The following is a 9,268-nucleotide window of genomic DNA, read 5'->3' as shown; positions in this document are numbered from 1 at the left end:
CGGACGTGGCCACGAACACGATCGCGGCCAGCACCTCCCGGTCACCATGCCGACGACGACCACCACCCTGAGGCCGCACCGGCGCCTCCGGCACCCCTCGCTGAAACAGCTCCCACAACTCGTCCGGCACCAGCCGCTCAACGATCCCCACCACGGCCGACAGCCTACCCAGGCAGCCAAATGAGATGGCGTCTAAGAGGGGGAGGATGTCAATTCTCCGAGAACTCCAGGAACCGCTCGGTCGCGGCGGCCTCGCTCGGCGCGGTGTAGACAGGCCGAAGGTCTTTGGCGACCGTGTCCCAGTCCTGCCGGGCCACGTATCGGATGCTGTTGCGGATCAAGTGAACGATTCACGTCTGAACGACAGTTCGAGGCCAGACCGTCTCGACCGCGTCCGGCAGGCCCTTCAAGCTGCGCGTCGGCGGGGCCGGGCGCGTCGGGGTTGTGCCATACCGAGTGTGCCGCTGGCGCGGAGTTGGGCAAGCTCCTCCAGCCCGCCCGGCAGGTACCGCACGGTGGACTCGATGTCGGCCTGGGCGGCGCGGCCGCTGCCGGGGACCGGGACGCTCGCCGGTGTTGCGCGGGCGAGCCGCGGCGCCTGGCCGCCGAGGGGCCGGCGCCTGGCCGGGGAGTTCCCGGGTACAGCCGCACCGGGGGCACAGCGTGCGCGGCTACACAGGGAACGGGTAACTCTCAGGGATGAGCGACTTGTTAGACTTGTGGTGTTTGTGGGATCGGTGAGCTGAAACGCGTGCGGATCCACCTCGGTGTCCGTGACAGCGGCAAGGTTTACGGTGACGATCAGGTCCGCCCCGAAGAGCTGCTGGAGTGTCAGACCCGTCGCGGCCGCCAGGCTGAGGGTGTCGACCTGGACGGTGATCTGGCCGTGGCACCAGGCAGGTATGGACAGGTGCGCGGTGTAGGGGCCCATCCGGACCACGCGTGCAGGGGTGCGCTGATAGCCGGTCCTCACCGCGTCCTGCCCTGGCCGGTCGAGCGCTGCGGAAGCGGGCGGGGCAGAACGTAGGGCGGGGTCGTTCATGGTCGTCATCGTAGGAGTGTGCGATCCATGACGCGCCACCGGCTGGTCGCTCACTGTGCCGGGCGGCATGGGAGCGTCCGCGCGAGGTGATGAGGCCCAGGCGTTCCCCGAACGACTGGGCCTCCATCGCGCCGTCCGAGTCCCGCCGTCGGACGACCGCAGGGGGTGGGTGTCAGGGATGTGCGGCACGTCCGCTCCATCGCTGCGATGTTCTCGGCATAGTTGAGGCACTGCACTGCCAGTGCGATGTCGAGGCGCCGGTCGAGAGGCCGCAGTTCGGTTACGTCTCCGACCTCGTAGGGCACACCCACCGGGTCACGCTGCTCGATCTCCCGCGCGGCGGCGATCATGTCGACGGAGATGTCGACGCCGAAGACGTCCGTGGCGCCGCGCGGCTTGAACTCCCTGTAGAAACCGGTGCCGTGCGCCGGGTCCAGAACCGACTTGCCGCTCACGTCCCTGATCATGCCCAGGAAACTCGGCACCTCGCCGTAACGTATCAGCGGCAGGGCTTTGAACCCCTCGAATGCCTCACCGATCGTGTCGTACTGCTGCACGCTCATGGTGCTGTCGCCCCTGTGTTTCTGCCCTGTAGGTGGCCACGCCGGACCCTCCGGATGCAGAGGTTCTGCCCGGGTCGCGGTCGTGGCGGTGAGTCTCCACTGCCCTGTTCGGCGGGCCGTTCTGGCAGATGACACAGAGAAGTTGGCCGGGTGACCCTCATGTCAACCAACAACAGGGGCATGGCCATGTGGGCCGTCACCGCGCCGCGGGAGCAGCGAGCGTGCGTCGGCCGCCTTCCCCGTCCGCTCATACTTCTGCAAAGAGCCAGCAAAACCCCGACCGCCTCACCGGTGGGCGTGACGAATTGGGTAGGGATGCGCATGGCAGTGATCACGGTTCCGAAGGCCCCGTTTCGAAGGTCAAGTCCCGCCACAGGCTGCGGATTTCGTTGATCCATCAGGTCTTGCCCCTCTGTTCGGTGCCTGACAGCCTTTCGTCCGTCGCGACACCGAGCTCACCCCACTGACCGGACGCAATCGCGAAGGGCCACCGTGCGTTTCGAGACACTCAAAGCCAAGATCCACCGCGCCACCGTCACCCAGTCCCATCTCAACTACGTCGGATCGATCACGATCGACGCCGACCTGATGGAAGCGGCGGGAATCCGCCGCCACGAGAAGGTCGACCTGGTGAACGTCACCAACGGCGCCCGTCTGTCGACCTACGTCATCGAAGGACCCCGCGGCTCGGGAGTCATCGGTGTCAACGGGCCGTCCGCCCGGCAGGCACAGGTCGGCGACCTCGTGCTGATCGTGTCGTACGCCTCCGTCACCCCCGAGGAAGCGGAGGAGTTCGAGCCCAGGGTCGTCTTCGTCGACGGCAAGAACCGGATCACCGGATTCGGTGGGGACCCGGCCGAGGTCCCGCCGGGCAGTGGCCTGGTCCGCGGAGACCAGGTCGCCGGAGCCTGACCCCGTGGGGCTCCGGGCCGTCGTACGCCCGGAGCCCCACCCCCTCTCCTCCGGGCCTCGCCCCCTTCTGCCGCTCCCTCTGGTCTCCCGGCCGCACCCCACGAGAACGGAACGAAGTGACTTCCACGCTCTCCGCGTCCACCGTGCTGAAGCACGCCCTCACCCACTACGACACCGAACTCCGGCAGGCGCTGACCGCCCTCGAACAGGACCGCGCCGACGACCCGGCCGGAAACCTGGTGTTCTCCCCGGCCTTCCGGCTCCCCGATCCCAGCCCCGCGCTGGAGCGGTTCTTCTCGGTCTCGGACATCGCCGTCAGCGACCTGCCCTCGTACCGGGGTCACCGCCTCCGCCTGCTCGACCTGATGCGGAACCCGGCGACCCGCACCACCAAGACCCTGGCCTCGCTGGTGATCGTTGCCCGTGCGGTGCGCCACATCACCGACACCGGCGAGCGCGTGCTGATCGTGACCCCGTCGTCCGCCAACAAGGCCACCGCGCTGCGTGACGCCGTGCACCGCGCGATCGACTCGGGGCTGGTCACCGCGGACCAACTGCGCATCGCCTGTGTCGTACCGGCCCAGTCCACGGCCAAGCTGTGGGCGTCACCGCTGAGCGAGGACCCCGCGCTGCGCCGCCGCAACCCGCTCGTGGTGCACGCCGCCGAGGAGCCCGCGGCGGTCAAGGAGCTGGCGGCCGAGTTCGCCGCCGCCCACGCCGACCATCTCTGGCGCCGGCACGGCATCCGGGTCTGGTACACGCTGGGCCTCGACAACTACCGAGCCGCGGATCTCCTCCGCGCCTTCGCCGAGCGCGACCTGCTCCCCGACGACGGCGGCCGTACCCGCACCCATGTGCACTCCGTCTCCAGCGCGTTCGGGCTGCTCGGCCACGAACTGGGCCACCGTACGCTCACCGCCCACGGCCACCGCCTGCCGCAGGCCCGCTACTTCCTCGTCCAGCACCTCGGTACCCCGGACATGGTCCTCAGCCTGCGCCACGGCAGTCACGACCGGGCGAACCTGCCACCGTACCGCTACGACGCCACCGCCGGCCTGTACCGGCAGGAAGCCGACCCGCACTTCCCGGCGACGACCTTCCACCCCGAGGAACAGCTCGACCCCACCTTCTACACTCGGCGCCCGGTCACCTCCGCCCGGATGGACCCGCTGATCACTGCACACGGCGGGGGCGGTGTCGTCGTGTCCCTGCACGAGTGCCTGAGCCGCTACGCCGAGGTGCGCGCCCTGCTTGCCGCCACCGGCTCCGAACTGCCTGCGGATCCCCGCAGGTTGCGGGAGTGGTCGCTGGTTATGGCCGTCACCGGCACCCTCAACGCCGCCGACCGCGGGCTGCTCCCGGACAGTGACGACGTGCTGATCCACGGCTCGGGCAGCTACGGCGACCAGGACTACCGGCCGGTCCCGGAGGCGCACCGCACCACCGCCGCTGACGTGCAGGAACTCGCCGTCCGTATCGAGGACGCGGTCCGCCCCACGTCCACGCGCTGAATCCCGGGCGCCTGCACCCGTACGCACACGAACAGGAGGAGCCATGCCCCGGCACCCCGAAAGCCTGCTGTCCCTGACCGACTTCAACGGCGCACCGCTCGCCGACGACATGGTGTGGAAGAGCTTCCACGACTTGATGGCCCGCCATGGCTACGTCTTCATGAGCCGCGTACCCGACACCTTCGACCCGGTGGCCTTCGCCAAGCGCCTCGGCGACTTCGTGCCCCAGTACACCGGCGTACTGGTCGGCGATGTCAGGCCGGAGCCGGGCATGGACGACTTCTACCACGCCGGCAACACCAAGCCGCTCTATCCGCACTCCGAGGGCTACGACTTCGAAGGCCTGCCGCCGCGCTACCTCGCGCTGTGGTGTGAAACCCCCAACACCGGGGCCGGCGGTGAGACCACGCTCGCCGACGCACACGCCTGGACCGCGACGCTCACCGAGGACGACCGTGCCTTCCTGCGCGAGCGGATCTGGCGCTGGGAGACCACGGACGCGATGCGGCACCTCGGCCTCGACCTGCACCCCGAGCACCCGGTGCTCGAGGAGCACCCCGGTGGAACCATCGTCCGCTACTCCTTCAACAACCTTGTACGCGGCGACGACGAACGCATCGGTCCGCTGCTGGACAGCGCGAAGGCGTACTTCGAGAGGGAACACATCGCGATCCAGTACGAGCGGCGCGACATGCTCGTCTTCGACAACTGGCGGATGCTGCACGCCCGCAACGCCTTCACGGACACCGGCCGCCACCTGCGCCGGATCCAGATCGCACACCGGATCACGGCATGACGGCCGGGGCGGCGGGCATCGCCGTGGTGGGTGGCGGCTCCCTGGCCCGCGCCCTGTGCTACTCCCTGGCCGTCGCCGCCGTGCCGCCGCCCGACAGGGTGACCGTACTGACGCGTGCCGGCCGTGCCGCACAGGAGATCTGCAGCATCGCCAACGCGCGCGCCGCGGCCTCCGGTTCCCCGACCCGTTTCACGGCCGAGCCCGTGGACGCGGCCGACGAGCCGGCGCTCACCGGGATCCTGCGGCGCCTGCGCCCCCGGATCGTCCTCAACTGCGCTTCGACACAGTCGCCTTGGGAGGCGGACCGGGCTCCGTCGGCGTGGACCGAGCTGCTCTCGGCGGGCGGGTTCGGCATCGGGTTGCCGTTGCATGCCGTACTGGCGCGGAGCGTGGCGCGGGCGATCCGGCGCAGCGGGGTCCCCGCGCTGTTCGTCAACGCCTCCTACCCGGACGCGGTCAACCCCCTGCTGGCCGCCGAGGGCCTGCCGGTGTTCTGCGGCGTGGGCAACGTCGCCACACTGGCGGCGTCTCTGCGCGCGGGACTGCGGCCGGGTCCGGGCGTACGGCTCAGGGTGCTCGCGCACCACGCGCATCTCCACGCGCCCGACGATCCCGCGGACGAGGTGCGGGTCTGGCTGGACGACCGGCCCGTGCCGCACGTGGGCGAGCTGCTCGCGGCCCACCGTGGCTGTGGCCGCGAGGAGTTGAACGCGGTGACGGGACACACCGCCGCGGTGCTCGCCGCCTGCCTGGCTACGGGTCAGGAGGTGTACGCCGACGTGCCCGGACCGCTCGGTCTCCCGGGTGGCTATCCCGTCCGTATCGGCGACGCTCGCATCGCCCTCGACCTGCCACCCGGCCTGTCCCGGGCGGCAGCGGTGGCGTGGCAGACGAGAATGGCGGACCACGACGGCGTGACGGTCCTCCCGTGCGGTGAGGTGCGTTTCGGCACGAGGGCTCACCGGGCCCTCGCCGCCCACCTGCCGGACGTCTCGCGCACCCAACACGCCGGGCGTATGGGGTCACTGACGCGCCGCCTGCTCCTCCTCCGCGAGACGTTGCGGGAGCAGCGTCCCGGCACAGTGGCGGCGCAACCTCGCTGACCGCCACGCATCCCGCGGTACCCCGGGGGACGAACGAGTGCGCACCCCACCACGACAGGCGGCACGGGCATCGACGTACCGTGCCGCCGGAAGGAGTCCAGTAGCCATCAGCCAGTTCCCCACGCCTCGTGCCCGGGCTGCCGCGGCGATCAGCCGAGGACTCCGGACCGTGCCGGCCCCGGGCCTCGTGATGGGCGGTGTGCTCGGCCTCCAGGGCGGGGCAGCGCTCACCACCCGCCTCTACCCTGCCGTGGGCCCGGCCGGGGTGGTGACCCTGCGGCTGTGCCTCGCCGCGCTCGTGCTCACCGCCGTGTGGCGACCACGGATCCGAGCCGACCGGGCCACCCTCGGTACCACCGCCGCCGCGGGCACCCTCCTCGCACTGCACCACCTCGCCTACTACGAAGCGGTCGACCGGCTTCCCCTCGGCGCCGCCACCACCCTGGAGTTCCTCGGCCCGTTCGCCATCGCCCTGTGCGGCTCCCGGCGCGCCCCCGACCTGCTGTGGGCGTGCCTCGCGGCCACCGGTGTCGTCCTGCTCAGCCACTCCGGTACGGCCCTGAACCCGGCCGGGGCCGTTTGCGCCGCTGTCGCCGGGTGCTGCTGGGGCGGATACATCCTGGTCGGCAAACGACTGGCCGAGCGCATCCCCGACGGCCGGGGCCTCGCCCTGGCCGTCACCTGGGGAGCACTGCTGAGCCTGCCGTACGGCATCGCACAGGCCGGCTCCCACCTCCTCGCACCGGGCACGCTCGCCGTCGCCGCCGCCGTGGCCGTCCTCTCCAGCGTCCTGCCCTACACCTTCCACCTGGAAGCCCTGCGCCGGGTCCCACCCCGCGTCTTCGGCGTGCTCACCAGCTGGGAACCGGCGGTCGGCGCGCTGCTCGGACTGATCCTTCTGGGCCAGCACCTCGCCGCGCCCCAGTGGGCGGGCGTCGCGGCGGTGGCTCTGGCCTCAGCGGGCAGTATCCGCACGGGGGAAGCCCCGGCCACGGAGCCGGACCGAGTCCCTCGGGAAGACGTCACACCGGCCCCCTGACCGGTGGAGTGCGTGGTGACCGGCGATGGCCGATTCCGGCCCGGAGCCGCCGCCATGCAGGTGGGATGGTGACTACCAGGTGCTCCCGCGACGCGGCCCGGAGTCGGCAGGGTGTCGTCGTTGAGGAGGCGGCGGGCGTCGGCCCACCCGCTTCTCGCTGTCGATGGTGGGCCGGTCCAGCGGACGGTGCCGCAGGCCAGGCCGTGAGCATGCCGGTGAGGCCGATCTCGATCCGGCCTCAGAGATCGGACGCGAACGCCTGGTACGGCAGCCCCGCCAAAGTCGGACGCGACGCCGCCGCCGGGAACCCGCTCCCCGCAGCGGCCACCTACACCTTCCAGATCCCCGACCAGCACGGCACCAACGGCCTGCAACTGGACTCCACCGCCCAGACCCCCACCTGGCGCCAGTTCACCCCCTACGGCGCACCTCGCGGCACCACCGTCACCTGGAGCGACAACCGCGGCTTCACTGGCTGTGCGGTGAAGAAGGGGCACCACCTTTGCGGGGGCGCAGCGCCAATACTCCGGCACGGCCGGGTGGATAGAGGGCCGGTGGCCACGCCCAGGTCGACCGCGAGCTCTACCTGCCTGACAAATGAGCTGCCCCGAGTTTCGTAGAGTCCGGTGATCTTGTTTCAGGCGGACTGCGGGGTTTGCTCCTGGCTCTGCCAGAAGGCTTCCTCGTACTCGGCGGGCGGTACGTATTCGAGCGCGGAGTGCAGGCGTTCTTCGTTGTACCACGTGACCCACCGGAAGATGGCCCGCTCGACCTGGTCGACGTCCTTCCAGGGGCCCTGCATCTCGATCAGCTCGGCCTTGAATGTGCCGTTCAGGGCCTCGGCCATCGCGTTGATGCCCCTATAGATGTCAAGCGGCGGCTCAGGCCGGTCCTGTGCGGCCAGCCTCAGTGTCCGTGGGGACAATGAGCCGGTAGATCTCTCGTGCGACGTACCGCTTGAGGCAGCGGATGATCTCGCGGCGCGTCTTGCCCTCGGTGAGACGTCGGCGCAGGTAGTCCTGGGTGCGGCCATCCCAGCGCAGGCGGCTGAGGACGATCCGGTAGAGAGCGGCGTTGGCCTGGCGGTCGCCGCCTCGGTTCAGTCTGCGGCGCTGGGTCTTGCCGGAGGATGCCTCGACCGGGCTGGTGCCGCACAGGGCGGCGAACGACGCCTCATTGTCCAGGCGTTCGGGGTTGTCACCGGCCGAGATGAGCAGGACTGCCGCGCTGTCCGGGCCAACGCCGTGAACGTCGAGCAGAGCAGGAGTACTCGCTTTGATCGCCTCGGCTATCCGCTTGTTGAGGTCGTTGATCTCCTCGGTCAGGCTCTGGATGCGGCGGGCCAGTAGTTTCAAGGTGTGACGCGCAGCCCCTGCCGGCCCGGAGATCTCCGACTCTGCGAGTGCGGCACACTGCTGGAACAGCTTCGGGTTGCTGAGCCCGGCCAGGGACTCACGAAGTTCGGCATCTGCGCAGACCAGGACGCTCTTGAGCTGGTTGATGGCCTGGGTCCTGGACTTGATGGCGGACCCCTTGGCCAGCTTGAACAGCCGCAGCATCTCCACCGGGCCGTCGCTTGTCTTCGCTGCGGCGGTGGCACGACCGGACAACACGGCGCGGGCGGCGGCCTCGGCATCTATCGCGTCGGTCTTGCCGTGGCGCCGTCGGGCGGCCTTGTCGGGCTGGTTGACCTCGGTCACCTCGATGCCTTCGGCCCGCAGGTGCCGCGTCAGGCCGGCGCCGTAGGATCCGGTGCACTCGACCCCGGCCCGTCGCAGTACGCCGAACGAGCGTGCCCAGGAGACGAGTTGACGGTACCCTTCCGCAGTCGCCGGGAAGCTACGGCCGTTCAGAGCGGCACCGAGCGTGGTGATGACGGCTGCGGCGTGGACGTCCTTGTGGGTGTCCACGCCGAGCAAGATGTCCTCGCCGGCGCCAGTCGGGACGTGACATGGGGCCGTGGGCTGCGTGATGCTGGGCAAGGTCGCCTGTCTCCTGATCGCCTCGGGTGCTGGTGGCCGTCGCCGGGCCGGGGCGGTCAAGACTGTGACGGTGCCTGTCGCGAAGGCCCCTATCGGGACACGTCCCCTGCCCGGCGGCAGCGAGTGCCACTCCAGGCGGTGGCCGACAGATCAATGCCAAGGCAACGACGCCAGTCGTAGCTCGGGTCAGGCCACCGCCCGGAGCGGCACCTGATCATCCTCACAGTCATAGCTGTCCGCGACGGATCCGACCGACGCCGAGGCGCCGATGTCGGCGAGCCGGTCGGTGTACCGAATTGATATGTATTGCGACCCGCGGT

At 70.1% G+C, this 9,268-nt stretch carries 9 protein-coding genes and 2 pseudogenes; 6 read left to right on the top strand and 5 right to left on the bottom strand.

The features are described from left to right. The 3 genes and pseudogenes from ACZ5NH_RS44775 to ACZ5NH_RS44765 form a co-directional block, all read right to left on the bottom strand. A pseudogene (locus ACZ5NH_RS44775) lies at nucleotides 1-154 on the bottom strand (IS5/IS1182 family transposase); the annotation flags it as partial. Nucleotides 155-215: 61 nt separating this feature from the next. Continuing rightward, nucleotides 216-410 (bottom strand): annotated as a pseudogene (locus ACZ5NH_RS44770) (transposase); the annotation flags it as partial. A gap of 682 nt (nucleotides 411-1,092) precedes the next feature. After that, the gene (locus tag ACZ5NH_RS44765) at nucleotides 1,093-1,605 is read right to left on the bottom strand and encodes a class I SAM-dependent methyltransferase (RefSeq protein ID WP_468784160.1); all 513 of its coding nucleotides are present in this window, start codon (nucleotides 1,603-1,605) and stop codon (nucleotides 1,093-1,095) included. A 492-nt stretch (nucleotides 1,606-2,097) separates the two neighbouring features. Between ACZ5NH_RS44765 and panD the strand changes: the two genes are divergently transcribed. The 6 genes from panD to ACZ5NH_RS44735 all read left to right on the top strand — a co-directional run bounded on the left by panD (nucleotide 2,098) and on the right by ACZ5NH_RS44735 (nucleotide 7,586). Next, the gene (gene panD / locus ACZ5NH_RS44760) at nucleotides 2,098-2,517 is read left to right on the top strand and encodes an aspartate 1-decarboxylase (protein WP_468784158.1); all 420 of its coding nucleotides are present in this window, start codon (nucleotides 2,098-2,100) and stop codon (nucleotides 2,515-2,517) included. Nucleotides 2,518-2,633: 116 nt separating this feature from the next. Beyond that, on the top strand, nucleotides 2,634-4,028 hold the full coding sequence (locus tag ACZ5NH_RS44755; protein WP_468784156.1) for a DUF6002 family protein: 1,395 nt from the start codon (nucleotides 2,634-2,636) through the stop codon (nucleotides 4,026-4,028). Between the two features lie 43 nt (nucleotides 4,029-4,071). Beyond that, nucleotides 4,072-4,824: a TauD/TfdA family dioxygenase gene (locus ACZ5NH_RS44750; RefSeq protein WP_468784154.1), complete on the top strand. Its 753-nt coding sequence runs from the start codon at nucleotides 4,072-4,074 to the stop codon at nucleotides 4,822-4,824. After that, nucleotides 4,821-5,927, top strand: a complete 1,107-nt coding sequence (locus ACZ5NH_RS44745) for a hypothetical protein (RefSeq protein WP_468784152.1) — start codon at nucleotides 4,821-4,823, stop codon at nucleotides 5,925-5,927. Before ACZ5NH_RS44750 ends, ACZ5NH_RS44745 begins: the two co-directional genes overlap by 4 nt. A 169-nt stretch (nucleotides 5,928-6,096) precedes the next feature. Beyond that, a complete protein-coding gene (locus ACZ5NH_RS44740; protein ID WP_468784150.1) occupies nucleotides 6,097-6,966 on the top strand; it encodes an EamA family transporter in 870 nt (289 codons plus the stop codon). Nucleotides 6,967-7,169: 203 nt separating this feature from the next. Beyond that, entirely contained in the window at nucleotides 7,170-7,586 is a 417-nt protein-coding gene (locus ACZ5NH_RS44735) for a hypothetical protein (RefSeq protein WP_468784148.1), read from the top strand. Between the two features lie 17 nt (nucleotides 7,587-7,603). Here ACZ5NH_RS44735 and ACZ5NH_RS44730 read toward each other — a convergent pair whose 3' ends face one another. Together ACZ5NH_RS44730 and ACZ5NH_RS44725 are read right to left on the bottom strand one after the other, a co-directional pair. Beyond that, a complete protein-coding gene (locus tag ACZ5NH_RS44730) occupies nucleotides 7,604-7,813 on the bottom strand; it encodes an integrase core domain-containing protein (protein WP_468784146.1) in 210 nt (69 codons plus the stop codon). A 34-nt stretch (nucleotides 7,814-7,847) separates the two neighbouring features. Further along, a complete protein-coding gene (locus tag ACZ5NH_RS44725) occupies nucleotides 7,848-8,888 on the bottom strand; it encodes an IS110 family RNA-guided transposase (protein ID WP_468784162.1) in 1,041 nt (346 codons plus the stop codon). Nucleotides 8,889-9,268: the final 380 nt, after the last annotated feature.

The sequence above is a fragment of the Streptomyces sp. NPDC031426 genome, from assembly GCF_055581585.1.
This window is presented reverse-complemented; position numbering and strand designations above follow the sequence as displayed.

Excerpts from the sequence above, each read along its gene's own strand:
- ACZ5NH_RS44765 (WP_468784160.1), bottom strand. The coding sequence starts at position 1,605 with ATGAGCGTGCAGCAGTACGACACGATCGGTGAGGCATTCGAGGGGTTC.
- ACZ5NH_RS44750 (WP_468784154.1), top strand. The coding sequence starts at position 4,072 with ATGCCCCGGCACCCCGAAAGCCTGCTGTCCCTGACCGACTTCAACGGC.
- ACZ5NH_RS44745 (WP_468784152.1), top strand. The coding sequence starts at position 4,821 with ATGACGGCCGGGGCGGCGGGCATCGCCGTGGTGGGTGGCGGCTCCCTG.
- ACZ5NH_RS44730 (WP_468784146.1), bottom strand. The coding sequence starts at position 7,813 with ATGGCCGAGGCCCTGAACGGCACATTCAAGGCCGAGCTGATCGAGATG.